This is a genomic window from Vibrio sp. LQ2 (assembly GCF_023920125.1).
In the GTDB taxonomy this organism is placed as follows: domain Bacteria; phylum Pseudomonadota; class Gammaproteobacteria; order Enterobacterales; family Vibrionaceae; genus Vibrio; species Vibrio fluvialis.
This window is the reverse complement of the sequence record NZ_CP085308.1, coordinates 2,629,324-2,649,775: the sequence shown is the minus strand read 5'-3', so window position 1 is coordinate 2,649,775 and position 20,452 is coordinate 2,629,324. Positions and strand designations below refer to the sequence as shown.

The window sequence follows — 20,452 nt, the reverse complement described above, 5'->3', positions numbered from 1 at the left end:
TGTGAGCTAGGTACAATTCGGTTTCCGTTGATAATCCGGTATTCGTGTTACCGAGTGATCATCGATGGCTCACTTAATCAAACTGAACATGTGTTGCTTAGTGTGCAACACCACTGTAAGGATATCTCATGCCTATTATTACTCTTCCTGACGGCAGTCAGCGTCAATTTGACAACCCGGTTTCTACTCTAGAAGTTGCACAATCTATCGGTCCTGGTCTGGCGAAAGCGACCATTGCAGGCCGTGTTGATGGTGTTCGTGTTGATGCGTGCGATTTGATCGAAAACGACGCAAGCCTTGAAATCATCACCACGAAAGATGAAGTCGATGGTCTGGAAATTGTTCGTCACTCTTGTGCCCACTTGCTTGGCCATGCGCTGAAGCAACTTTACCCACAAGCAAAAATGGCGATCGGTCCAACTATCGATAGCGGCTTCTACTACGATATCGATCTAGAAGAATCTCTGTCACAAGACGACATCGAGAAGATCGAAGCTCGCATGAAAGAGCTGGCGAAAACCAAATATCAGGTTGTTAAAAATAAAGTCAGCTGGCAGGAAGCGCGTGACACATTTGAAGCGCGCCAAGAACCATACAAGATGGAAATCTTGGACCAAAACGTTGCTCGCGATGATCGTCCTGGTCTTTACCACCATGAAGAATACATCGACATGTGTCGCGGTCCGCATGTGCCAAACATGGGCTTCTGCCAACACTTCAAACTGTTGAACGTGGCAGGTGCCTACTGGCGCGGCGACAGCAATAACAAAATGCTACAACGTATCTACGGTACTGCGTTCCACGATAAAAAAGCGCTGCAAGCTCACCTGACTCGTCTGGAAGAAGCGGCGAAACGTGACCACCGTAAGATCGGTAAGCAGCTTGACCTGTTCCATATGCAGCAAGAAGCACCAGGTATGGTGTTCTGGCATCACAATGGCTGGTCTATTTTCCGTGATCTGGAAGTCTTTATTCGTCACAAGCTGACAGAATACGGTTACCAGGAAGTAAAAGGTCCTCTGATGATGGACCGCGTTCTTTGGGAACGTTCAGGTCACTGGGACAAATACGCAGATGCGATGTTTACAACGTCATCTGAGAACCGTGATTACGCAATCAAGCCAATGAACTGTCCGGGTCACGTGCAGATCTTTAACCAAGGTCTGAAATCGTACCGTGATCTGCCACTGCGTATGGCAGAGTTTGGTTCATGTCACCGTAACGAGCCATCGGGTTCGCTGCACGGTATCATGCGCGTTCGTGGCTTTACTCAGGACGATGCTCATATCTTCTGTACTGAAGACCAAATTCAGGAAGAAGTGACATCGTGCATTAAGATGGTGTACGACACATACACCACTTTCGGTTTCGAAAACATTGCCGTGAAACTGTCTACTCGCCCAGAAAAACGCGTAGGTAGTGATGAGATTTGGGACAAATCAGAAGAAGCACTGAAATACTCTCTGGAAGCGATGGGTATCGCTTACGAAATTCAAGAGGGTGAGGGTGCATTCTACGGTCCTAAGATCGAATTCACGCTATACGACTGTCTGGACCGTGCGTGGCAGTGTGGTACTGTGCAGCTCGACTTCAACCTACCTTCGCGTCTAGGCGCAACATACGTAGGTGAGAACAACGAGCGTTTGGTACCTGTAATGATTCACCGCGCGATTTTAGGCTCATTAGAGCGTTTTATCGGTATTCTTATCGAAGAATACGCAGGTTTCTTCCCAACTTGGTTGGCGCCAGAGCAAGCAGTTGTCGTAAATATTACAGACAAACAAGCTGATTACGCTCAGGAAGTGGCTCAAAAGCTACAAAAATGTGGTATTCGAGCAAAAGCGGACTTGAGAAATGAGAAGATAGGCTTTAAAATCCGCGAACACACTTTAAAGCGTGTCCCGTACATGTTGGTTTGTGGCGACCAAGAAATGGAAGCCGGAGAAATTGCAGTACGTACACGTAAAGGTAAAGATCTTGGTAAGTTTAAACTGGATGACTTTATTTCACATATCCAGACCGAGATTGCTGCCCGTAAGTTAAATCTGGAGGAATAAACTATTAAAGGCGGAAGACGTGGCCAAGTACCGGCCAAACAAAACCAGCACCGTTTAAACGGTGAAATTCGTGGCGTTCGTGAAGTTCGTTTAACAGGCGCTGACGGTGAGTCTGTTGGTATCGTTTCGATCCAAGAAGCACTAGCAGCAGCCGAAGAAGCTGGTATGGATCTTGTAGAGATCAGCCCTAACGCCGAGCCACCAGTCTGTCGTGTAATGGACTATGGCAAATTCCTCTTCGAAAAGAGCAAAGCTGCTAAAGAGCAGAAGAAGAAGCAAAAACAGATCCAGATTAAGGAAGTTAAATTCCGTCCTGGGACTGATATTGGAGACTATCAGGTAAAACTACGCAACCTGACCGGTTTCCTTGAAGAAGGCAACAAAGTGAAAGTAACAATTCGCTTCCGTGGCCGAGAGATGGCTCACCAAGACATCGGTGTTGACGTTCTGAATCGTTTGAAAGAGGACACTGCAGAATTTGCTGTTGTGGAATCTTTCCCAACGAAGATTGAAGGTCGTCAGATGATCATGGTTCTAGCCCCTAAGAAGAAGTAATTAACGGCTTGCAAGTAATAAACCTAGCCGAGTTGCTTAAGGTAACGAGGTTGGGTTTTATTCGCCCTAATTACGTTGTTTATTAAACTACTACAATGCGGAGTTATTCATCATGCCTAAGATGAAAAACAACAAAGGTGCTGCTAAGCGTTTCAAGAAAACTGCTGGTGGTTTTAAGTTCAAACACGCTACCAAACGTCACATCCTGACTAAGCGTACAACTAAGAACAAACGTCAACTACGTCCAAACTCAATTCTTCCTAAATGTGAAGTTGCGGGTATCGTTCGTTGTCTGCCATACGCTTAATTTGTTTTTAGTTTTTAATTCGTTTAGTTTAGGAGAAGCATAATGCCTCGCGTAAAACGTGGTGTACAAGCTCGTGCACGTCATAAGAAAGTTCTGAAACAAGCTAAAGGTTACTACGGTGCACGTTCACGTGTTTACCGCGTAGCTTTCCAAGCAGTTACTAAAGCTGGTCAATACGCTTACCGTGACCGTCGCGCTAAGAAACGTCAATTCCGTCAACTGTGGATTGCACGTATCAACGCGGCTTCTCGTCAAAATGGTCTATCTTACAGCCGTTTCATCAACGGTCTTAAGAAAGCATCAATCGAGATCGACCGTAAGATCCTGGCTGATATCGCAGTATTCGACAAAGCAGCATTTGCTGTTCTTGTAGAAAAAGCGAAAGCTGCTCTGTAATTAGCAGAACCGGTTTAAGAGAAGGAGAGCATTTGCTCTCCTTTTTTCTTTTCTGGAATTCTTCGTCTCTTAGTTCAAATACCTTCTAGAACTCTCGTCCCTCAATTTCATACGAAGTTACTTGTCAGCGAACTCGCGCAGATGTGTTCGGCCATTTAACAATTTCGTCGGTAGTATTCCAGTTCTGGAGGTGGTTTTTTTGACAAAGGAGGCAGAGGATTTGGCAGGGAAAAATACGGCCCCGAAGGAGCCGTAGAGAGATTTAGATTTTGGAAACTTTGCGTGATGCGGACTCAGAACGACTCGCCCAACGCATGCCAACAGAGATGAGCACAAGGGTAGCGAGGTAAAAAGCGAGCTGAATCGCAGTTGGCCGAGCTTGATAGCCAACCAAAATATGCAATAGCTGACCAGCGATTGAACGTTCAGACAAGATAGAACTGGAGTTCCATAATGGTGCCTGAGCGGTCAGAATGCCCGCTTGCATCAGATAACCAGCCGCTGACGCCGCGAGGCCTGCAGCTAAGAACAGAATCATCCAGCCCGTCACTTTGAACAGCAGATGAGTCGGAATGCGTAATAGGCCGAAGTAGAGCAGAGCACCTGCAATGATGCCCGAAACGACGCCAAAGATTCCGCCTGTCAGCAGCGATATACCCGAATCACCGCCAGCCGCGACACCATACAGGAACAGAACCACTTCCGAACCTTCGCGCAGTACCGCAAGGCCAGTGGCGACAGATAGGAAGTAAAGTGGCAATGAGCCTTCGTTCACTTTGGAGCTGACCTGCTTTAAGTGAGCGACTAGTTCGCGGGCATGCTTTGACATCCAGATGTTGTGCCATGCAAGCATCAATACTGCCGTCAACAAGATACCAGCATTAAGCAGTTCTTGCCCCATACCTTCAAAAGTTGACGCAATGGCACCGGCGGAGAAGGCGACGGCTAAAGCGCCAAAGAGACCAGCGGTGACACCTCCGAAAATCCAGCGAGTTCGGCCAGGTAAGCCTTTAGTGGCGGCCATCAGAATCGTGACAATCAGCGCGGCTTCCAGCACCTCTCGAAAGACAATAATTGCGGAACTCAGCATGAGTCTTCCTCACTTACTTAACGATCAAAGCACCTTTAGCGGTGTCTTCATGGAATTCACCGATAAACTCAAATTCGCCCGGGCCGAAAGGACCAACCAAAATGGTTGCTTCACCGTGGCCTGCGATCACTTTTTCAGCATGGAAATCTTCACCTTCAAATTCTTCAGCCGTGTCATCAAGGTTTTTCACAATCAGTTTTACCTGTTGATGTGCCGGAATCTCGAGTTGTGCTGGGTGGAATTGGTGATCCTTAATTTCAATCTCGAAAGTAGGAGTGTCAGCCAGTGCCGGCAGGCTCGCGCTCAGAAGGAGTGGCAGCAGAAGGAATTTTTTCATCTATGAATATCTCAGTTAAACCAAATAAGAATGGTTATTATATTTATTGTTAGTAAATGTAACAAACTATTTAATTTAATGAGTGGACCGACAAGTCGGGTTCTGACCCAACCGATACCGAAAAAATGACTCAATAATGCTATCCAATGCATAACAAGAGCCGTTAGTATGGCTTGGTCGTCAACTTCTTCTTCATGGAAATCAATATCACGTCAGGGAGGCATCCGCATGGGTAAGCAATTTTCTTCATTATCGGATCAACATATCGAGTTTATCGCACAGCAGAAGATCTACTTTGTGGGAACGGCGGCAGAGAGTGGGCGGGTCAATATCTCTCCTAAAGGCGGTGATTCACTAAGAGTGATCAGTCCAACGCAAATTGCTTGGTTGAATTTGACCGGGAGTGGAAACGAGTCCGCGGCACACGTGCTTAGAAATACGCGAATGACGGTGATGTTCTGTGCATTCGATGGTGCTCCTTTGATTCTGCGTGCTTACGGTGAAGCTAAAGTACTGCACACCAAGGATAGTGAATGGCCTCAGTATGTCGGGCTCTTTCCGGCCAGTGTCGCATCGCGCCAAATCTTTCTTTTGGATATTGATATGGTGCAGTCATTGTGCGGAATGTCAGTACCTTATTTCAATTATGAGGGCGACCGCGATGACTTGGCTAAATGGTCAGATCGCCAAGGCGTGGAAGGTATTGAGCAATACTGGCTGAAGAAAAACCAAAACAGTATTGATGGTTTTGATACGGAGATCGCGCATCGCGCGGACATTAAACTAACTTCTTGATTGTCGTTTAATTTATAGAAAACTCGTTATGCAGGAGAATAACTGTAGCTGATCGCTTGTTTCAGTGTTCACTCTCTCCACTCCTGATGTCGTCTATGTTAGCGTATGTCTACATCGATAATGTGTATGAATCCATAGCTCTCAACGTGGCGTGAACAGTCTGAATGCGTCGTTTTATGTGTCACGGAAAAGGAGCCTTGATGGTCACCGTACAATTTTTGCAAAAAGAAACCACACTCACCTATATTGATGTTCATGCTGCGACATATCGTGAAGAGCTGGTACAACTTACCGAGCAAGGATTCGTTGTCAGCGGTAAACCAGTGACGGCAGAAACGATCAAAGAGTGCTTGGCTGAGTATAAAAACAGAGATGAGGTAACAGTTAAAGAGTATGCAATACTGTCAGTAGTCTGCGCGCTTTTCAGTGTTGCTTAACGTCAATCGTTCAATCTAATACCCAATGAATGGTTCGTTGCCTTTACAGGCAAATGATTAAGGCTCGCCAACCTTGAACAAAGGAATAGGGTGGAATGCTTCGAATCTGTTAGACTGCCCGCTTGCGCCGCTGGTATTCAGCGGCGAATTACTTCGATATTGGAATAGAATTGATGAGCCAACCACAACCTAATAATCCGTTGCATGGATTAACCCTTGAGAAAATCCTGACTCGTTTAGTTGAATACTATGGTTGGAATGGTTTGTATCGCGAAGTCCGAGTGAACTGTTTTGAGAATGATCCGTCGATCAAATCGTCACTCAAGTTTTTAAGAAAGACACAGTGGGCAAGAGATAAGGTTGAAGCGCTGTATATCAATACGTTTACCTGATAATCCTTTCTTTGGCCTGCAATATTGAGCAGGCCAAGCCCCTTCAAATCTCTCACTATCGCCGTTTTCTATGGCGTTTCACGGGTATCGTGGTACTAATTAAAAGTCGTTCCGGTGCTCTTTCAGGCATCGAGGGTTGCAAGGAATCAACATGTCATTTGTTACTGGTCAGCCTAAAATTTTACTGCGTTCGGAAGGGCTTTGTATCCTTCTGATTTCTTTGCTTTTCTACTCTACCTCCGGATTTAGCTGGAGCTTGTTTGGCTGGCTGTTTCTTGTGCCTGATATCGCGCTGCTAGGTTATCTGTTCAACCCTAGAGTAGGCGCAGTCGCTTATAACATCACGCATTCTCTACTTATCCCACTTGGATTGGCCGCTGTTGGCTTGATTCTTGGGGTATCTCTAGCTTTGTCGTTAGCCACAATCTGGATCGCGCATATCGGGTTTGATAGAGCACTGGGCTATGGGTTGAAATACGGCAGTGGTTTTACCCACACGCATCTTGGCCGAATCGGCAGGGATCGCTACAGCGAAGAGATGTAATTCGCTCAGACATGAAAAGGAATATATAGGAGAAGTCGATGAAAGCTGCGCTAGTGACTGGAGGCTCGAAAGGCATCGGCCTTGAAATGGTTTTGCGTTTGTTGGCCCTTGGCTATCAGGTTATCACTTGCTCGCGAAACCCAACGACCTGGCAACAGGCTGTGGCGCATTATCCCCAATTGGAATCCGTCGATTACCACGCCTTGGATATTGCTGATGAACAGGCGGTCATTTGCTTCTTCGGCACTATCGACGCGCGGTATGGGAAACTGGATGTCGCGGTGAATAATGCTTCACCAGCATTGGCATCGCGCGGTGCGTATGAGACTGTCGCCGACTACCTGCTCAAAGATACGCTCAATCAGGATTTTTGGGCACAAGCGTTATGCCTGAAGTATGAACTTGGCTTGATGTCGTCTGGTGCCTCGATTGTGAATATCAGCTCAGTCAATGGCCTGAGGCCAACGCCAAATGCAGCAATGTACAGTGCCGCCAAGCATGCTCTGGAAGGGCTTACTCGTTCGTTGGCTCTGGAAAATATTGCCCAAGGCATCCGTATCAACGCCGTTGCACCAGGTGTTACCTGGACGCCAAGATGGGATGAACGCCAGTTAGAAGTCCCCTCAATACGTGACGATGTATCTGCCGTGGTACCGATGGAACGTTTTGCCCGACCTGATGAAATCGTCGACGCCGTTGAGTTTTTAATTTCAGCAAAAGCGAGTTATATCGTCGGGCATACGTTGGTGGTCGATGGTGGTTTGTCGCTCGCTTAACAAAGGCCATCGTGTTGCTGGGTATCATAGTGGCCTATAGATCAGCCAATTGCTTGCAATGATAGAATCCATTTACCAAAACATGTGGGATAACTTCAGTGAAGCCGTTCGTGATGAGCGGTATGTGCAGGATCCTTATCTCAAAGATAAAGCCGATACACGTCGGGGTATTACTGCGCTCGCCTATTTGCAACCCAACAGCCCGTTAGTGACGGCAAATATCGACGAGTTTTTGCATCAGGTCCGAAAGCTGGAACCAGAGCAATATTTCTATCCGCAAAACGAACTTCATTTAACCCTGTTGTCGGTTATCTCTTGTGAAGCGGGTTTTCAGTTGTCGGATATCGACATTGACCACTATGCGGATGTGTTTCTGCAAGCTTTAAGTCACGTTGAGCCGATAGAAATTGAATTTCGCGGAGTCAGTGCTTCGCCGGAATGTATCGTGATTCAGGGGTACCCCATCGGAAATGGGTTGAGTCAATTGCGCGATCAATTGAGGAGTGGTTTTAAAAAATCAGGACTAAGAACGAGCGTCGATAGCCGCTATAAGTTGGTCACCGCACATGCCAGCGCAGTACGCCTCCGTTCGCCTATGAATGATGCTAAAGCGCTGCGTAAACTGTGTCAGCAGTTTCGCCAACATTCATTTGGCAGATTGAACGTATCGGCCTGTGAGCTGGTGTTTAATAATTGGTATCAACAGCGGGCCGTCACCCAATTATTGGCGCAATGTTCGCTGTCTTATCCAGTTAGTGTCGAAAAATAGCTCAATCAACCTATTTGATCGATCCTGCGCGCCACTTTTGCGTAAGAAGAAGGTTTATGGAAATCGCAGCGTGGGAGTTGGGGCGTGAATATTTTTATTCTGGATGACGATATTAAGTTATGTGCGCAATATCATTGCGATCAACACGTCGTCAAAATGATTCTGGAGAGCGTACAATTGCTATGTACAGCTTTGAATAAAAAGGGTTTTGAGACACCTTACAAGTCAACTCACGTGAAACATCCTTGTGTTTTGTGGGTTGAAGAATCTTACGATAATTTTCTCTGGTTGACCGAGCTAGTACGTGAATTGAATACAGAGTATAAGTTTCGTTACGATAAATCGGTAGACCACAAATCTATGGCAGTATTGGAGCTGATTCAGCAGCACACGTATCCATCGATTGGACTGACCGAGTTTGCTCAAGCGATGCCGGATGAATACAAAATCCGTGGCGATGCGGTCAGTGCCTACCGACGTTTTTATCTCGCTGAGAAAATGGGTTTTGCCCGCTGGACAAAACGCGAGTTACCAGCGTGGTTGACGGCTCAAACGGTTTAATCTGCCTCTAGCGCGACCTAAGCGGCCATGTTGGCCGTTTTTTGTTCATGGAAAGGTAAACGCATTTAACACAATGAAGGAGCATTTATGACCCCCGATCAACAGGCATTGCTGGATGAATACTTTGCGACATTGTCGTCATCACAAAAAGAAGCCATTCCACAGGTCTCGGCGGAATATTTCTGCGCGGATGAATACAACGCGAACGAGTGCGCTCGCCTAATAAATGACGATGTTAAACGCGCTTCATGTAGCCTGAAAGCGGGCTATGATGCCGACAGTGAACCATTGCCAGAAGTTGGACGCATAACGGTTGTTCTCAATTGGCAGCAGGAGCCCGTGTGTATTATTCGCCTCAACAAAGTCGAAGTGATGCCCTTCAATCAAATCAGTGCGGAATTCGCTGCGCTTGAAGGTGAGGGAGATGGTACGTACGCGTGGTGGCGTGCTGCTCACATCGATTTCTTTACGCAGTACGCTCAGGAAGTTGGCGTGGCGTTCAACGAAGAGTCTGATATCGTTCTCGAGTACTTTGAGAAAGTGTTTCCACTTAAATAGTCTGAATCAAGGTTTTCATCAGTGATGGGAGAGATCCAGCATGAAACGAATTAATGTCGTTGGGACCAGCGGAAGCGGCAAATCGACCTTTGGCCGTCAACTTAGCCAGCAGATCTGCGCGCCTTACATCGAGATGGATGCCTTATTCTGGCAACCCAACTGGGAAGAAACACCGGATGCAGAGTTCTTCGTTCGCGTTGAACAGGCGTTAAGTGGCGATGCATGGGTGCTGGATGGTAATTACAATCGCACTGTACCAGTCAAGTGGCAGCGGGTGGATACCGTCATCTGGCTGGATTACTCATTTACGCGCACCACTTGCCAGGCGATAAAGCGGGCCGTATCACGTAGCTTGTCTGGCCGTGAGTTGTGGCCCGGGACAGGGAACCGGGAGTCGCTGCGTAAAAGTTTCTTCAGCCGTGATTCCATCGTGTGGTGGACGCTAAAGACTTACTACAAAAATCGTCAGCGTTATTTGACGATGATGCAAGACGCTGACTTTAGTCACATACGCTTTATTCATCTACGTAATCCCCGTCAAGCGGCGCAATTATTGAAAAGCTCTGACGTACGCTGAACATTCATCGGACTTTGGTTGGTTAAAGTTTTCAATATCAAATATCGATATAAAACTCACTAATGAGTAAGGTCCGATGAAAAACTATCTTTTAATTGTCGCAGTGTCGTTTACCTTGTTTGGCTGCCAGCTTACCCGTGTGGAAGGTCGTGTTGATGATGTTGACGTGAAAGTCAGATCAAGCGATTCTCACGATGGTGATTATGGCCGTTTCTGTCCTCCGGGGCAGGCCAAAAAGGGCAACTGCTAACATGCCCGGTTAAACTGAAAAAGCCAGCGTTTATCGTCTGGCTTTTTTTCTATTCTGGTGGCATGGTGTAGGCATTATAACGAAACGTTAATGCTGGATTATCAGGAAGTTAATATGTCAGTGACCATCACCACCACACCAACGGAAGCCGAAATAGAGATCATCCGAAATGGCTTACGCGAACACAATTTTCCGCATTTAGGCGATGTGTACCGTACCGATATCGCCTGTTTCACAGAAGATGAACACGGTGTCAAAACGGGAGGGCTTTATGGTGAAATTTTTGGCCATTGGCTGATGGTGAAGTTTCTTTGGGTCGACAAAAACGGCAAAGGTCGCGGACTGGGTAGCCAATTGTTGTTGCAAGCAGAAGCGTTTGCCCGTGAGAAAGGGTGCCACGCTTGTCTGCTTGATACGTTCAGTTTTCAAGCCAAACCGTTTTATGAAAAACTGGGTTACGAAGTGCAGATGATCCTGCACGATCATCCGGTGTCCACAGAACGCTATTATCTGACCAAATCGCTGGTTTAATCGCTATGGCAAGCACTGAATCCGAATCGGCTGTTCCGTCTCCCTGTATCCGTAACTGCTGCCTGGACGACAACGATGTGTGTCTGGGCTGTTTTCGTACGCTAGAAGAAATTCTTGCCTGGACACGATCAAGCGAGCCTGAAAAGGCGGAGATTCTATTGCGCTGTGCTGCCAGAAAACGAGCCAAATTCAACCGCCGTTGAAATATGCCACTATGCGCTCAAGCCTTGCAGTGACTGGTCTGTCAACTTATGAACGGGGGATCGCTGGTCTATACTTACCGGGTACAAACAGGAGGTAAGTATGCCTAAATATGTTATTGAACGGGATCTTGCGGGGGCGGGTGGCCTGACGCAGGACGATCTCAGAGCGATTTCACAGAAATCATGTAACGTGTTGGAAGTTTTAGGCCCGAAAATTCAGTGGGTTGAGAGCTACGTGACGCCGGATAAAGTGTATTGTGTGTACATTGCGCCTGATGAAGCGCTGATTCGCAAGCATGCGGAGATGGGAGAGTTTCCGGTCAGTGCAATCTACCCGGTGAATGCGGTGATTGACCCTACCAGTGCGGAAGCCTGAAAAACAGCGACTCATGTAGTGTAATGAGTCGCTGCTATTGAATCATCCATGAAAACCTTACTCCTGTTGGTGTGTTCCGGTTTAGCGCCGATACCATGGATTTACTGAGAGAGTACCAAGCTCGTTGAGCGTAGAACTGTGTACTCTGTTAATCGTTATTTACAATCATTCCCCAAAGGCAACAAACCCACTTCATCATTATGAGTTGATGACGAGATTGTTGTTCTCATCCGTGTACAGGCACGCCTGATTACGTTGGATAAGCTGAACGGCATACGAAGGCGACACAGCGTGCAGCTGGCCTTTAATATGAAGTGCTGGTGATTCCCAGGCTTCATCTTTGTACATGCCGGTTTGAGTATACTGAATCATTACTTTCATGGAACTTCCTCACATAATTATCATTATTTGCTTTTTTAAAATATGGCGAGAAATTGAGTTGTGCATCTGTTAAAAATGAAACATTATTTTTACCAATTAGCCGTCGCTCATTTATCCGGACTGGGTGATGATGACGTGCTACTCACTTTCTTTGGTGCTTGGGCGGCATGCCCGATGACCGATACCGCGCTTTACTCTTACCGATAGGAAATATGTATGGACTACCCAATAGAAGCGTCATGTCAGTGTGGCCAAGTGAGCTACAAACTTCACGCCGCGCCGAAAAAAGTGATTGCCTGCCATTGTCAGGAGTGCCAGAAGCTTTCGACGGCACCGTTTAGTGTGACTGCTATGATTCCCGCCGATGCGATTGAATTCAGCGGCGAAATGATCAAATGGGGGCGCATTGCCGCCAGCGGTAATTTGAATGACGGTTATTCCTGCAGCACCTGTGGCAACCGTATTTACCAGTTCAACCCTGCGCAACCAGAGATCATCAAGCTCAAACTTAAACCTGTAGGCTTAAAAGACGACACGCTGTTTGAACCTTCAGCGCACGTCTGGGTAAGTGAAAAACTGAGTTGGGTGGTGTTACCGGAAGGTGTGCCAACGTTTGACAAACAAGCTTGAGTCATGCCTCCTGAGCCCCAGTTAACATACGAGGCGGGCCGAATAGCCTGCCTCGAAACGGAACGCCTTATTCTTCGTCAATGGCGTGACAGTGATTTCCCTGCCTTCGCTAAGATCAACGCTGATGTCTTGGTAATGAAACATTTCCCTGCCGTTTTGAGTCAGACTGAGAGTGATGCTCTGGCGAAGCGAATTCAATCTTTGATTGCCAAAAACGGTTGGGGATTCTGGGCAGTCGAGCACAAAGAAACGGGCGGCTTTGTCGGTTTGCATCGGCAAGCAGAAACCAGTGCTCTGCCATTTGCGCCTTGTGTCGAAATTGGCTGGCGTCTGGCGTCACCTTGCTGGGGGCAGGGCATCGCAACCGAAGCCGCGAGGGCTGCACTCCACTTTGCCTTTGCTGTGCTTGACCTGAGGCAAGTGTTGGCGTTCACTGCTTTAACTAATCAGCCATCGCAACGAGTGATGAGCAAATTGGGTATGCAAAACTGTCACGCAGATTTCCTTCATCCCGCCTTACCCGAAGGCCATCCGCTACAGTGCCATTGCCTTTACCACATTACCCGCGAACAGTGGCACACGGCCAGTTAGATCGATTCAGCGAGGTTTCAATGAATATCAAAGCATTTTCCGAACTCACCGGGTTGAGTACCTATACACTGCGCTATTACGAAAAAATAGGCCTGCTGAAAAATGTCCAGCGGACACCGAGCGGACGCCGTGTTTACACCAGTAAAGAAGTCGACTGGGTACGGTTTATTGTCCGTTTAAAAGAGACCGGAATGCCACTGGGTGACATTTTGCAGTATGCAGAGCTACGAGCTTGTGGCACAGTAAGTCATTCGGAACGTCAGCAACTGCTTGAAGAACATCGAAAACAACTCAAAGCCCATCTGGACACTCAACTGAGCCATCTCCAAGCGCTGGACAGAAAAATCGAATGGTATAAAGCGCAGGAAATCCATTGACTTAGAGTGCACTCTAACTTGTAAGGTTCTTTTGTTCATTTAACAGGAGAATCGAAATGACACACGCTCGTTTTACGGCCGGCCTGGCCAAACTCAATGAAATCGATGGTGACGCGGGTCAGAAAGTGATGGAAAGCCTGCAGGATATCTGTCCTGATTTGGCGCGCTTTACGGTGGAATACCCGTTTGGCGACATCTACAGCCGGGAAGGGCTGGATCTTAAGTCGCGTGAAATTGCCACCGTCGCGGCGCTGACTGCTTTGGGCAATTGCACACCACAGTTAAAAGTGCATCTTAACGCCGCACTCAATGTCGGTTGCACTGAAGATGAACTTAAGGAAGTGATACTGCAAATGTCGGTTTATGCCGGGTTTCCCACAGCATTGAACGGGATGTTTGCCTTTAAAGAGGTGCTGGCGGAACGGTAACCCATGTACACGCGAGCAGCACAGTCATCATTCAAAGGAAGGAAATATGATAAAACAAGTCGGCCCAACGGTTATTCGGGAAAAACATCGTGCAACCTGCCATTGCGGCGCTGTCGAGTTGGAACTCAGCTTGCCTGATGGCATTGTGGATCCACGCCGTTGCGATTGTTCTATTTGTCGCCGTAAAGGGGCCATTGTGGCATCGGTGACACTGGATGCGATACACATTGTGAAAGGGCAGGAAGCGCTGCGTCTCTATCAGTTCAATACTCAAACCGCGAAGCACTATTTTTGTTCGGTTTGTGGTATTTACACGCATCATCAGCGTCGCTCCAATCCCCATCAGTATGGTTACAACGTTGGTTGTCTGGAAGGGGTTAATCCTTTTGATTTGGGTGACGTTGTCACGAATGATGGTGTCAATCATCCTGCCGATCGTTAAAATATTTGTCAGCAAAACAGTAATCGCCATCGTCAGTGGCAAAGGAACAGACAGAAATGGATATTCGAAGTGTATTGGGATCATTGCTGGTGGTGTTGATTTGGGGACTGAATTTCTCGGTCATCAAATTTGGCCTTGAAGAATTACCGCCCATCATGTTTTCAGGATTGCGATTCTTGATTGTCGCGATTCCGGCCGTGTTTTTTATTCCCTTCCCGAAAACGTCGATATGGAATGTCATTGGTGTAGGGGTGTTCCTCGGCGTGTTGAAATTCAGCTTCCTGTTTGTCGCGATGAAAAGTGATGCCTCAGCGGGTATCTCATCGCTACTGCTTCAAGCGCAGGTGATTTTCACTGTGCTTCTCAGTGTGCTGTTACTTAAAGAAAAGATCACCAAAGCGCAGTTTTTCGGGATTGCGATCGCGGCGCTCGGTTTTAGCCTGTTTTTCTTTAGCGCTAACGGCAACGTAACACTGACTGGCGTGACACTGATTTTATGCGCGGCCTTGTTCTGGTCGATTTCCAACCTGATCATGAAACGGATTAAAAACGTCAATCTGCTGCATTTCATGGTTTGGGCGAGTTTGGTTCCGCCACTACCGCTGTTTGCTATCTCGTATCTGGTCGAAACTCGTGACCCGCTGGCAGTACTGGCTGCGACCAGTGCGCAGGCCTGGTGGTCAGTGATTTACGTTGGTTACATTTCTACTTTGGTGGCGTTTGCCATCTGGGGTTGGCTGTTAAATCATTACCCGTCCGCATCGGTGACACCTTTTGCGCTGTTGATCCCGGTGGTGGGGATGGTTAGTTCCAGTTTGTTGCTGGATGAAACCATGAGTCATTTGGAAGTAATGGGAGCGGTTCTGATTTTATGCGGATTATCGGTATCGGTACTCGGCGGTATAGTGATAAAAATGCTTGCCCGGCGTACTCCGCTGGCTGCGCTCAGTAAGTCGGAATAACACAAACAAAAAAACGGAAGGCCAAGCCTTCCGTTTTTCTTATCGGCAATGATTATAGTGCTTCTAGAATCGCTTCAACTTTGCTCACTTCAAACGATTTTGGCGCTTCTACGTTCAGAGTCGTCACAACGCCGTCTTCAATGATCATCGCGTAACGTTGTGAGCGTACGCCGCCAAAGCCAGCGGTGTCCATTTCCAGACCCAGTGCTTTCGTGAAACTTGCGTCGCCGTCTGCCAGCATCATCAGTTCAGATGCGTTTTGCGCTTCGCCCCAAGCTTTCATGACGAATGCATCGTTTACCGCTACACAGGCGATGATGTCGACGCCTTTTTCTTTCAGTTTGTCTGCTTGAACGACGTAACCTGGCAGGTGTGCTTCTGAACAGGTTGGCGTGAAGGCACCTGGTACAGCAAACAGTACCACTTTTTTGCCGGCAAACAGTTCTTTAACGTTGTGGTTAACCATACCGTCTTTCGTTAGCTGGCTCAGTGTACCTTCTGGCAGGTGTTGTCCTTGTTCGATCATGATGATTCCTTAATTTGGATAGGAGTGAATGGGATAAGACTCTATCCACAGTCTAGTCCCAAATGGGCGATCTAAAAACAGAGAAACCTTGGGGATATTGAGATATTTCTGCTTTCGCAGGTTGTACGCTGCTTAAAGCAGCGTTATGTTGGTAACCGTCTGACATTAAACAGTTATCACAGGGAGTGACGCATGCAGGTGGAATACTTTTCCGAACGTCAAATCAGCGCTGATCAATTCATCACGCTGCTGAATGAAACATCGTTGGGCCCTCGCCGGCCAACGGAAGATCGCGAGTGTATTGAAGGTATGCTGAACCACGGTGATTTACTCGTGACCGCCTGGATGGGTGACAGGTTGGTGGGCGTTGCTCGTTCGGTAACAGATTTCTGTTATTGCTGCTATCTGTCTGATCTGGCCGTTTCTGAACAGGTTCAGGCTCAGGGTATTGGCAAAGGGCTCATTCGACACACTTTCGCTGCGCTTAAACCTGGTTGCCGAGTCATTCTGCTGGCTGCGCCGCAAGCGGTGGATTATTACCCGAAGATTGGCTTCACCCAACATGGCAGCGCGTGGACGATGCTGTCGGCCGAGGAACTCAAATAATCCGGAGGAGCCATGAAAACGGACTATGATGCCATTGCCGAGGATTGGAATCGGCTTCGCACGCATTTACCTGCGCCTGACCTTGCGCTGTTTGAACTGTTTCGCTGTTACATCCCGCCCCAAGGCCGAGTATTAGACTTGGGGTGTGGTCATGGTATTCCCATTGCGGCAATGATGACTGAGCGCGGCTTTACCCTGACGGGCGTTGATCGTTCTGAGCGGCTGTTAAGCCTTGCTCGAAGAGCTATGCCACAACAGGAATGGATTCAGAGTGAACTCGAATCGTTTGAGCCCGTAGGTCATTATCACGGCGTCATTATCTGGGACAGTATGTTCCACCTGCCACGCCATGAACATCTGACCTTGCTGGGTAAAGTCTTTGAAGCCTTGGAACCCGAAGGTGTGGTGATTTTGTCGAGCGGTGGTAGCGATACGGATCTGCCGCCTTTTACCGATATCATGTTAGGGCATGAATTCTTCTATGATGCTTTCCCGGTTCCGGTGTTGCTGCGCCATTGCCGGGAAATGGGTTTTCGGATTCTGCGCCATGAACTGGTCAACGAACCGGATGGCGGCAGAGACAAAGGAAGATTGGGTGTTGTGTTGCAAAAATCGGCAACTCGCTGATTTTTAAATATGCACATCACTGCTTAAAGCGTATGCAGTTTGGTAATCTGACGGTGTAAGGTCTAGTGTTATCGAGGTGGGTGCGAACCGAAAAACAAAATCATCGTCGTCATGCGAGCTTCGCACCTGAGTCTTTTGTCTCGGTGGGGAGATCGAGCATGGATAAGAAATTCGTTACAAGCAGTTTGGGTTACGCGATTTTGGGGATGCTGTTGGGTATTTACATGGCTGCTTCGCACAATCACGGTCAGTTAGTCACTCATGCTCACATTATGCTGGCAGGGTTTGTGGTGTCGTTCATTTATGGTTTATGCCACAAGTTGTGGCTAACCAACGGCGACACTTCGCTGGCGAAAGTGCAGTTTTGGATCCATCAAGTGGGCGTTTTGATCATGGTTGTCGGTTTGTTCCTGCTCTACGGCCAGTTTATTGCTATGGAAGTGTTGGACCCGATTCTGGCACTTTCTTCCATTCTGGTGCTGGTGGGAATGGTTCTGATGAAAGTCCTGTTTATTCGTTCAAAATCAGCCTGATGTGGATTTCTCCCCGGTCACTTGCGTGAACCGTGAGCCACCGGGGTTATTTTAACTTTCTGTTTACGTTAGAGTATTCATTGTGATTCATAGTGAAAGGACTCTAACGTGCTGACTCTTCAACCGATGCAACCGCAACATCTCACTCAGGTTGCAGAACTTCATGTGGCCGATGAACAAGTGAAGTTTGTCGGTACCATTGGCGAAATTCTGGTCAACATCGATGACAAAATTCATCCGCACCTGATGTTGGCGGATGGCCAAGTGGTGGGCTTTTTTCTCATCGATACCCTCTATAGTCAACAATACGATTTTGCTGGTAGCCATCATCTCGGTTTGCGAGCTTTCTTTGTCTCTCAACAAGCGCAGGGAAATGGATATGGTAAACAGGCGGCCCGGTTACTGAAAGAGTATTTGCAGCGCCTTTATCCTCAGTTTCATCGCATCTATCTCACGGTGAATTGTCAAAACCCCGGTGCGCGCCACTGCTATCTTGGCGGCGGATTCGAAGACACTGGTGAGTTATATCTCGGTGGTGCAGCAGGGCCGCAACACATTATGCAGCTTGACCTGTCGTGACAACGGCAGGTCACTCTCTTTCTTCAGTAGCAATAAGTTTTCAGCGTATATACTTTTAATTCAACCTTGAGGAGCGTGGCATGTATCAAAGTGTTCTGACTTTCTGGTTCAACGAGCTGACCCCTGAGATGTGGTGGAAAAAGGATGTTTCGCTCGACGATCAAATTCGTGACCGTTTTACACCGCTGCATGAGCAAGCGGTAAAAGGCGAGCTGTTTCATTGGCGACAATGCCCGAAAGGCGCGTTGGCTGAAGTCATCGTGCTCGATCAGTTCTCGCGCAATATTTTTCGCGATACGCCCAAAGCGTTTGCACAGGATCCGCAGGCGCTGACGCTTGCGCAGTTTGCGATTGAAAAGGGCTTTCACAAGCAACTGACTAAAAGTGAGCAGGTGTTCCTTTACCTGCCATTCATGCACAGCGAATCGCGTTTGATTCATGCCGCCGCCATGGATCTCTATAGCGAGCTTGGCGAGCAAGTGAATCTTGATTTTGAAATGCAACATAAAGCGATCATTGAACGCTTTGGTCGCTATCCGCATCGCAATGCGATATTAGGCCGACAATCGACCGCAGAGGAGCTGGAGTTTCTCAAGCTGCCAAACTCTGCGTTCTAGTCTGCCAGTTCACAACGGACAAGTTTCTTAAATAGGTAAGGTCAGGATGATGAAAAAGTCAGTAACGCTAGGTTTGATTACGTTAATGAGCATGAATGCGCTGCCTGCATTCGCTCAGGAGAACAATTCGGTGGGTAAGCTACAAAGCTGTTTGACCGATTCAATGAATGGGCGTGAGCGTAAAGAATTGGCGAAATGGGTGTTCTTCGCCATGGCATCTCATTATGAGATCAAATCCTACGCTAATGTCACTGCGGGCGATAAAGATCAGTCGAGCCAGTATATGGGCAAACTGGTGACCCGTTTGCTGGCACAAGATTGCTATGAACAGACTAAGCTTGCCTACAGCGAATATGGTCCGGCAGCGATTCAACAGGCATTCAGTGTGGTTGGCGAGGTCGCTTTCTCTGAACTGATGGGCGATCAGAACGTACAAAGCTACATGGGTGCGTTCGAGAAATATCTCGATCAGGAAAAACTGCACACGCTGAGTGAGTAAAAACATGAGCGTGATGAATGCTCGAGTGAGGAGGGTGGAATCATGACGTCTATTTACTTGTTCGACTGGGGAGATACCCTCATGGTCGATAATCCATCTCAGACGGGAAAAATGTGTGACTGGCCAAGTGTCGAAGCTACTCCTCAAGCGCTGGAAGCGCTGCGAATGCTCAGCCTGCATGCCGAAATTTACATTGCTACCAATGCGGATGATTCAAGTGAAGAAGACATTCAACGAGCGTTTGCGCGTGTCGGGCTGGATGAATTCATTCAGGGCTATTTTTGCAAACAGACGCTCGGCATTGCCAAAGGTACGCCAGAATTTTTTGAACGGATTTTGGACCGCTTGGATGCCATTGCAGCTGACGTCACCATGGTGGGTGATACCCTAGATAAAGATGTATTCCCCGCACTCGATGCTGGCATGCAGGCCATCTGGTATAACCCTTCTCATCAGATGGCGGACAAGCCGTACTCTGGTGCGATGATCCATTCGTTGGCAGAACTGATAGAAGAATAGGAACTCGCTATGCTCGGTAAACACAATACTGGCCTTATCGTGGTCGACATTCAGGGCCGATTAGCGCAAATCGTTCAACACAGTGATGCTCTGATTCACAACGTGAAAGCGCTGATACAGGGCGCACAGATTCTGGAATTACCAATCATCTGGCTGGAGCAAAATCCGCACAAGCTCGGAGAAACGCATCCGGAATTGTGTGAACTGTTGTCGCGTAGTTCACAACCCATTGAAAAATTTCACTTTGGTGCAGGAAAAGAAACGGCTTTTGTGGACGCGATTAACCGCACCGGGGCCACAAACTGGCTGGTGTGTGGTATCGAAGCGCACATTTGTGTTTACCAGACCGTTTGCGGATTGCTCGCGGATGGCTTGCACGTTGAAGTGGTGCAGGACTGCGTCTCCTCACGTGCTGAAGCCAACTTAGCGCTGGGGCTGCACAAAATGGCCCAACTCGGTGCGCACCTTACTTCAGTGGAAATGTGTCTTTATGAGCTGGTGGAAGATTGTCGCGCTGCGGAGTTTAAACCTATATTGCAGCTGATTAAGTAAACCGAGATTCGCATTGACGTCATGTGGATTGCCATGAAGAATGTGGCCTTCATATCGTAAAAGCAAGGACAC

General features: G+C 47.7%; 36 protein-coding genes. 32 read left to right on the top strand and 4 right to left on the bottom strand.

From position 1 onward, the window contains the following. Window positions 1-128: 128 nt before the first annotated feature. The 4 genes from thrS (at window position 129) to rplT (ending at window position 3,315) form a co-directional block, all read left to right on the top strand. Window positions 129-2,057 carry a threonine--tRNA ligase gene (thrS, locus tag LGV68_RS12500; protein ID WP_020328371.1) on the top strand — a complete coding sequence of 643 codons (1,929 nt, stop codon included), beginning with the start codon at window positions 129-131 and terminating at the stop codon, window positions 2,055-2,057. Between the two features lie 3 nt (window positions 2,058-2,060). Continuing rightward, a complete protein-coding gene (infC, locus tag LGV68_RS12495) occupies window positions 2,061-2,612 on the top strand; it encodes a translation initiation factor IF-3 (RefSeq protein ID WP_075989580.1) in 552 nt (183 codons plus the stop codon). Window positions 2,613-2,724: 112 nt separating this feature from the next. Further along, entirely contained in the window at window positions 2,725-2,919 is a 195-nt protein-coding gene (gene rpmI, locus LGV68_RS12490) for a 50S ribosomal protein L35 (protein ID WP_004727973.1), read from the top strand. A gap of 42 nt (window positions 2,920-2,961) precedes the next feature. Beyond that, complete coding sequence (gene rplT, locus LGV68_RS12485; protein WP_004727974.1) at window positions 2,962-3,315, top strand: 50S ribosomal protein L20; 354 nt, start codon at window positions 2,962-2,964, stop codon at window positions 3,313-3,315. 262 nt (window positions 3,316-3,577) lie between these two features. Here the strand turns inward: rplT and LGV68_RS12480 are convergent, their stop codons facing one another. Further along, window positions 3,578-4,405, bottom strand: coding sequence for an FTR1 family protein (locus tag LGV68_RS12480; RefSeq protein WP_222738517.1), 828 nt, complete (start codon window positions 4,403-4,405; stop codon window positions 3,578-3,580). A 13-nt stretch (window positions 4,406-4,418) separates the two neighbouring features. Beyond that, entirely contained in the window at window positions 4,419-4,742 is a 324-nt protein-coding gene (locus LGV68_RS12475) for a cupredoxin domain-containing protein (RefSeq protein ID WP_020328377.1), read from the bottom strand. A 228-nt stretch (window positions 4,743-4,970) separates the two neighbouring features. Here LGV68_RS12475 and LGV68_RS12470 point away from each other — a divergent pair, with 228 nt between their 5' ends. The 13 genes from LGV68_RS12470 to LGV68_RS12410 all read left to right on the top strand — a co-directional run bounded on the left by LGV68_RS12470 (window position 4,971) and on the right by LGV68_RS12410 (window position 11,511). Then, complete coding sequence (locus LGV68_RS12470; protein ID WP_252535316.1) at window positions 4,971-5,537, top strand: pyridoxamine 5'-phosphate oxidase family protein; 567 nt, start codon at window positions 4,971-4,973, stop codon at window positions 5,535-5,537. Window positions 5,538-5,737: 200 nt separating this feature from the next. After that, window positions 5,738-5,974, top strand: coding sequence for a hypothetical protein (locus LGV68_RS12465; protein WP_024374536.1), 237 nt, complete (start codon window positions 5,738-5,740; stop codon window positions 5,972-5,974). A 173-nt stretch (window positions 5,975-6,147) separates the two neighbouring features. Then, window positions 6,148-6,366 carry a VF530 family protein gene (locus LGV68_RS12460; protein ID WP_081094705.1) on the top strand — a complete coding sequence of 73 codons (219 nt, stop codon included), beginning with the start codon at window positions 6,148-6,150 and terminating at the stop codon, window positions 6,364-6,366. A gap of 151 nt (window positions 6,367-6,517) precedes the next feature. Further along, complete coding sequence (locus LGV68_RS12455) at window positions 6,518-6,910, top strand: DUF4260 domain-containing protein (protein ID WP_222795353.1); 393 nt, start codon at window positions 6,518-6,520, stop codon at window positions 6,908-6,910. A gap of 38 nt (window positions 6,911-6,948) precedes the next feature. Next, window positions 6,949-7,686 carry an SDR family oxidoreductase gene (locus LGV68_RS12450; protein ID WP_024374538.1) on the top strand — a complete coding sequence of 246 codons (738 nt, stop codon included), beginning with the start codon at window positions 6,949-6,951 and terminating at the stop codon, window positions 7,684-7,686. A 58-nt stretch (window positions 7,687-7,744) separates the two neighbouring features. Further along, window positions 7,745-8,455 carry a hypothetical protein gene (locus tag LGV68_RS12445; RefSeq protein ID WP_252535314.1) on the top strand — a complete coding sequence of 237 codons (711 nt, stop codon included), beginning with the start codon at window positions 7,745-7,747 and terminating at the stop codon, window positions 8,453-8,455. 234 nt (window positions 8,456-8,689) lie between these two features. Beyond that, a complete protein-coding gene (locus LGV68_RS12440) occupies window positions 8,690-9,016 on the top strand; it encodes a hypothetical protein (RefSeq protein ID WP_354668670.1) in 327 nt (108 codons plus the stop codon). 87 nt (window positions 9,017-9,103) lie between these two features. Beyond that, entirely contained in the window at window positions 9,104-9,574 is a 471-nt protein-coding gene (locus LGV68_RS12435) for an ASCH domain-containing protein (protein ID WP_024374541.1), read from the top strand. Between the two features lie 40 nt (window positions 9,575-9,614). Next, window positions 9,615-10,151: a DNA topology modulation protein gene (locus tag LGV68_RS12430; protein ID WP_020328386.1), complete on the top strand. Its 537-nt coding sequence runs from the start codon at window positions 9,615-9,617 to the stop codon at window positions 10,149-10,151. Window positions 10,152-10,227: 76 nt separating this feature from the next. Next, the gene (locus tag LGV68_RS12425) at window positions 10,228-10,401 is read left to right on the top strand and encodes a hypothetical protein (protein WP_233921026.1); all 174 of its coding nucleotides are present in this window, start codon (window positions 10,228-10,230) and stop codon (window positions 10,399-10,401) included. 114 nt (window positions 10,402-10,515) lie between these two features. Then, window positions 10,516-10,932: a GNAT family N-acetyltransferase gene (locus tag LGV68_RS12420; protein WP_222747392.1), complete on the top strand. Its 417-nt coding sequence runs from the start codon at window positions 10,516-10,518 to the stop codon at window positions 10,930-10,932. Between the two features lie 5 nt (window positions 10,933-10,937). Then, entirely contained in the window at window positions 10,938-11,135 is a 198-nt protein-coding gene (locus LGV68_RS12415) for a DUF1289 domain-containing protein (protein ID WP_020328389.1), read from the top strand. Between the two features lie 100 nt (window positions 11,136-11,235). After that, on the top strand, window positions 11,236-11,511 hold the full coding sequence (locus tag LGV68_RS12410; protein WP_202642734.1) for a DUF4242 domain-containing protein: 276 nt from the start codon (window positions 11,236-11,238) through the stop codon (window positions 11,509-11,511). A gap of 198 nt (window positions 11,512-11,709) precedes the next feature. On the opposite strand, the gene LGV68_RS12405 is transcribed toward LGV68_RS12410, so the two are convergent. After that, the gene (locus LGV68_RS12405) at window positions 11,710-11,892 is read right to left on the bottom strand and encodes a hypothetical protein (RefSeq protein WP_020328392.1); all 183 of its coding nucleotides are present in this window, start codon (window positions 11,890-11,892) and stop codon (window positions 11,710-11,712) included. Window positions 11,893-11,967: 75 nt separating this feature from the next. On the opposite strand from LGV68_RS12405, the gene LGV68_RS21460 reads away from it, so the two are divergent. Genes LGV68_RS21460 through LGV68_RS12375 form a run of 7 tightly spaced genes read left to right on the top strand, consistent with a single transcriptional unit; the run spans window position 11,968 to window position 15,322 of the window. Beyond that, window positions 11,968-12,099, top strand: a complete 132-nt coding sequence (locus tag LGV68_RS21460; protein ID WP_257937916.1) for a hypothetical protein — start codon at window positions 11,968-11,970, stop codon at window positions 12,097-12,099. Window positions 12,100-12,108: 9 nt separating this feature from the next. Next, window positions 12,109-12,522, top strand: coding sequence for a GFA family protein (locus LGV68_RS12400; protein ID WP_032080380.1), 414 nt, complete (start codon window positions 12,109-12,111; stop codon window positions 12,520-12,522). A 3-nt stretch (window positions 12,523-12,525) separates the two neighbouring features. Then, entirely contained in the window at window positions 12,526-13,113 is a 588-nt protein-coding gene (locus LGV68_RS12395; protein WP_252535311.1) for a GNAT family N-acetyltransferase, read from the top strand. Window positions 13,114-13,133: 20 nt separating this feature from the next. Further along, window positions 13,134-13,490 carry a MerR family transcriptional regulator gene (locus LGV68_RS12390; protein WP_020328396.1) on the top strand — a complete coding sequence of 119 codons (357 nt, stop codon included), beginning with the start codon at window positions 13,134-13,136 and terminating at the stop codon, window positions 13,488-13,490. Between the two features lie 56 nt (window positions 13,491-13,546). Further along, entirely contained in the window at window positions 13,547-13,918 is a 372-nt protein-coding gene (locus LGV68_RS12385) for a carboxymuconolactone decarboxylase family protein (protein WP_252535309.1), read from the top strand. A 46-nt stretch (window positions 13,919-13,964) separates the two neighbouring features. Then, a complete protein-coding gene (locus tag LGV68_RS12380; protein ID WP_172571362.1) occupies window positions 13,965-14,360 on the top strand; it encodes a GFA family protein in 396 nt (131 codons plus the stop codon). A gap of 56 nt (window positions 14,361-14,416) precedes the next feature. Beyond that, a complete protein-coding gene (locus tag LGV68_RS12375) occupies window positions 14,417-15,322 on the top strand; it encodes an EamA family transporter (RefSeq protein WP_252535307.1) in 906 nt (301 codons plus the stop codon). A gap of 52 nt (window positions 15,323-15,374) precedes the next feature. On the opposite strand, the gene LGV68_RS12370 is transcribed toward LGV68_RS12375, so the two are convergent. Continuing rightward, the gene (locus LGV68_RS12370) at window positions 15,375-15,848 is read right to left on the bottom strand and encodes a peroxiredoxin (RefSeq protein WP_020328400.1); all 474 of its coding nucleotides are present in this window, start codon (window positions 15,846-15,848) and stop codon (window positions 15,375-15,377) included. 192 nt (window positions 15,849-16,040) lie between these two features. Here LGV68_RS12370 and LGV68_RS12365 point away from each other — a divergent pair, with 192 nt between their 5' ends. From LGV68_RS12365 to LGV68_RS12330, 8 genes are all read left to right on the top strand, one after another. Further along, on the top strand, window positions 16,041-16,454 hold the full coding sequence (locus tag LGV68_RS12365) for a GNAT family N-acetyltransferase (RefSeq protein WP_252535305.1): 414 nt from the start codon (window positions 16,041-16,043) through the stop codon (window positions 16,452-16,454). 12 nt (window positions 16,455-16,466) lie between these two features. Then, window positions 16,467-17,081, top strand: coding sequence for a class I SAM-dependent methyltransferase (locus LGV68_RS12360; RefSeq protein ID WP_222734153.1), 615 nt, complete (start codon window positions 16,467-16,469; stop codon window positions 17,079-17,081). A 158-nt stretch (window positions 17,082-17,239) separates the two neighbouring features. Continuing rightward, window positions 17,240-17,614: a hypothetical protein gene (locus LGV68_RS12355; RefSeq protein WP_020328403.1), complete on the top strand. Its 375-nt coding sequence runs from the start codon at window positions 17,240-17,242 to the stop codon at window positions 17,612-17,614. 108 nt (window positions 17,615-17,722) lie between these two features. After that, complete coding sequence (locus LGV68_RS12350) at window positions 17,723-18,193, top strand: GNAT family N-acetyltransferase (RefSeq protein WP_252535303.1); 471 nt, start codon at window positions 17,723-17,725, stop codon at window positions 18,191-18,193. Between the two features lie 80 nt (window positions 18,194-18,273). Beyond that, window positions 18,274-18,810: a DUF924 family protein gene (locus LGV68_RS12345; protein ID WP_252535301.1), complete on the top strand. Its 537-nt coding sequence runs from the start codon at window positions 18,274-18,276 to the stop codon at window positions 18,808-18,810. Window positions 18,811-18,859: 49 nt separating this feature from the next. Then, complete coding sequence (locus LGV68_RS12340) at window positions 18,860-19,309, top strand: hypothetical protein (protein ID WP_230857661.1); 450 nt, start codon at window positions 18,860-18,862, stop codon at window positions 19,307-19,309. A 42-nt stretch (window positions 19,310-19,351) separates the two neighbouring features. Beyond that, window positions 19,352-19,828: an HAD family hydrolase gene (locus tag LGV68_RS12335; protein ID WP_020328407.1), complete on the top strand. Its 477-nt coding sequence runs from the start codon at window positions 19,352-19,354 to the stop codon at window positions 19,826-19,828. A 9-nt stretch (window positions 19,829-19,837) separates the two neighbouring features. Further along, a complete protein-coding gene (locus LGV68_RS12330; RefSeq protein WP_047462337.1) occupies window positions 19,838-20,380 on the top strand; it encodes an isochorismatase family protein in 543 nt (180 codons plus the stop codon). Window positions 20,381-20,452 lie beyond the last annotated feature (72 nt).

Coding starts and splice junctions, on each gene's coding strand:
- LGV68_RS12425 (WP_233921026.1), top strand. CDS start 10,228: ATGAAAAACTATCTTTTAATTGTCGCAGTGTCGTTTACCTTGTTTGGC.
- LGV68_RS12460 (WP_081094705.1), top strand. CDS start 6,148: ATGAGCCAACCACAACCTAATAATCCGTTGCATGGATTAACCCTTGAG.
- LGV68_RS12445 (WP_252535314.1), top strand. CDS start 7,745: ATGATAGAATCCATTTACCAAAACATGTGGGATAACTTCAGTGAAGCC.
- LGV68_RS12365 (WP_252535305.1), top strand. CDS start 16,041: ATGCAGGTGGAATACTTTTCCGAACGTCAAATCAGCGCTGATCAATTC.
- LGV68_RS12370 (WP_020328400.1), bottom strand. CDS start 15,848: ATGATCGAACAAGGACAACACCTGCCAGAAGGTACACTGAGCCAGCTA.
- LGV68_RS12420 (WP_222747392.1), top strand. CDS start 10,516: ATGTCAGTGACCATCACCACCACACCAACGGAAGCCGAAATAGAGATC.
- LGV68_RS12375 (WP_252535307.1), top strand. CDS start 14,417: ATGGATATTCGAAGTGTATTGGGATCATTGCTGGTGGTGTTGATTTGG.
- LGV68_RS12385 (WP_252535309.1), top strand. CDS start 13,547: ATGACACACGCTCGTTTTACGGCCGGCCTGGCCAAACTCAATGAAATC.
- LGV68_RS12335 (WP_020328407.1), top strand. CDS start 19,352: ATGACGTCTATTTACTTGTTCGACTGGGGAGATACCCTCATGGTCGAT.
- LGV68_RS12450 (WP_024374538.1), top strand. CDS start 6,949: ATGAAAGCTGCGCTAGTGACTGGAGGCTCGAAAGGCATCGGCCTTGAA.
- LGV68_RS21460 (WP_257937916.1), top strand. CDS start 11,968: ATGAAACATTATTTTTACCAATTAGCCGTCGCTCATTTATCCGGACTG.
- LGV68_RS12430 (WP_020328386.1), top strand. CDS start 9,615: ATGAAACGAATTAATGTCGTTGGGACCAGCGGAAGCGGCAAATCGACC.
- LGV68_RS12480 (WP_222738517.1), bottom strand. CDS start 4,405: ATGCTGAGTTCCGCAATTATTGTCTTTCGAGAGGTGCTGGAAGCCGCG.
- LGV68_RS12410 (WP_202642734.1), top strand. CDS start 11,236: ATGCCTAAATATGTTATTGAACGGGATCTTGCGGGGGCGGGTGGCCTG.
- LGV68_RS12475 (WP_020328377.1), bottom strand. CDS start 4,742: ATGAAAAAATTCCTTCTGCTGCCACTCCTTCTGAGCGCGAGCCTGCCG.
- LGV68_RS12345 (WP_252535301.1), top strand. CDS start 18,274: ATGTATCAAAGTGTTCTGACTTTCTGGTTCAACGAGCTGACCCCTGAG.
- LGV68_RS12465 (WP_024374536.1), top strand. CDS start 5,738: ATGGTCACCGTACAATTTTTGCAAAAAGAAACCACACTCACCTATATT.
- LGV68_RS12415 (WP_020328389.1), top strand. CDS start 10,938: ATGGCAAGCACTGAATCCGAATCGGCTGTTCCGTCTCCCTGTATCCGT.
- LGV68_RS12405 (WP_020328392.1), bottom strand. CDS start 11,892: ATGAAAGTAATGATTCAGTATACTCAAACCGGCATGTACAAAGATGAA.
- rpmI (WP_004727973.1), top strand. CDS start 2,725: ATGCCTAAGATGAAAAACAACAAAGGTGCTGCTAAGCGTTTCAAGAAA.
- LGV68_RS12400 (WP_032080380.1), top strand. CDS start 12,109: ATGGACTACCCAATAGAAGCGTCATGTCAGTGTGGCCAAGTGAGCTAC.
- thrS (WP_020328371.1), top strand. CDS start 129: ATGCCTATTATTACTCTTCCTGACGGCAGTCAGCGTCAATTTGACAAC.
- LGV68_RS12395 (WP_252535311.1), top strand. CDS start 12,526: ATGCCTCCTGAGCCCCAGTTAACATACGAGGCGGGCCGAATAGCCTGC.
- LGV68_RS12330 (WP_047462337.1), top strand. CDS start 19,838: ATGCTCGGTAAACACAATACTGGCCTTATCGTGGTCGACATTCAGGGC.
- LGV68_RS12390 (WP_020328396.1), top strand. CDS start 13,134: ATGAATATCAAAGCATTTTCCGAACTCACCGGGTTGAGTACCTATACA.
- LGV68_RS12380 (WP_172571362.1), top strand. CDS start 13,965: ATGATAAAACAAGTCGGCCCAACGGTTATTCGGGAAAAACATCGTGCA.
- LGV68_RS12355 (WP_020328403.1), top strand. CDS start 17,240: ATGGATAAGAAATTCGTTACAAGCAGTTTGGGTTACGCGATTTTGGGG.
- rplT (WP_004727974.1), top strand. CDS start 2,962: ATGCCTCGCGTAAAACGTGGTGTACAAGCTCGTGCACGTCATAAGAAA.
- LGV68_RS12470 (WP_252535316.1), top strand. CDS start 4,971: ATGGGTAAGCAATTTTCTTCATTATCGGATCAACATATCGAGTTTATC.
- LGV68_RS12360 (WP_222734153.1), top strand. CDS start 16,467: ATGAAAACGGACTATGATGCCATTGCCGAGGATTGGAATCGGCTTCGC.
- LGV68_RS12455 (WP_222795353.1), top strand. CDS start 6,518: ATGTCATTTGTTACTGGTCAGCCTAAAATTTTACTGCGTTCGGAAGGG.
- LGV68_RS12340 (WP_230857661.1), top strand. CDS start 18,860: ATGAAAAAGTCAGTAACGCTAGGTTTGATTACGTTAATGAGCATGAAT.
- LGV68_RS12435 (WP_024374541.1), top strand. CDS start 9,104: ATGACCCCCGATCAACAGGCATTGCTGGATGAATACTTTGCGACATTG.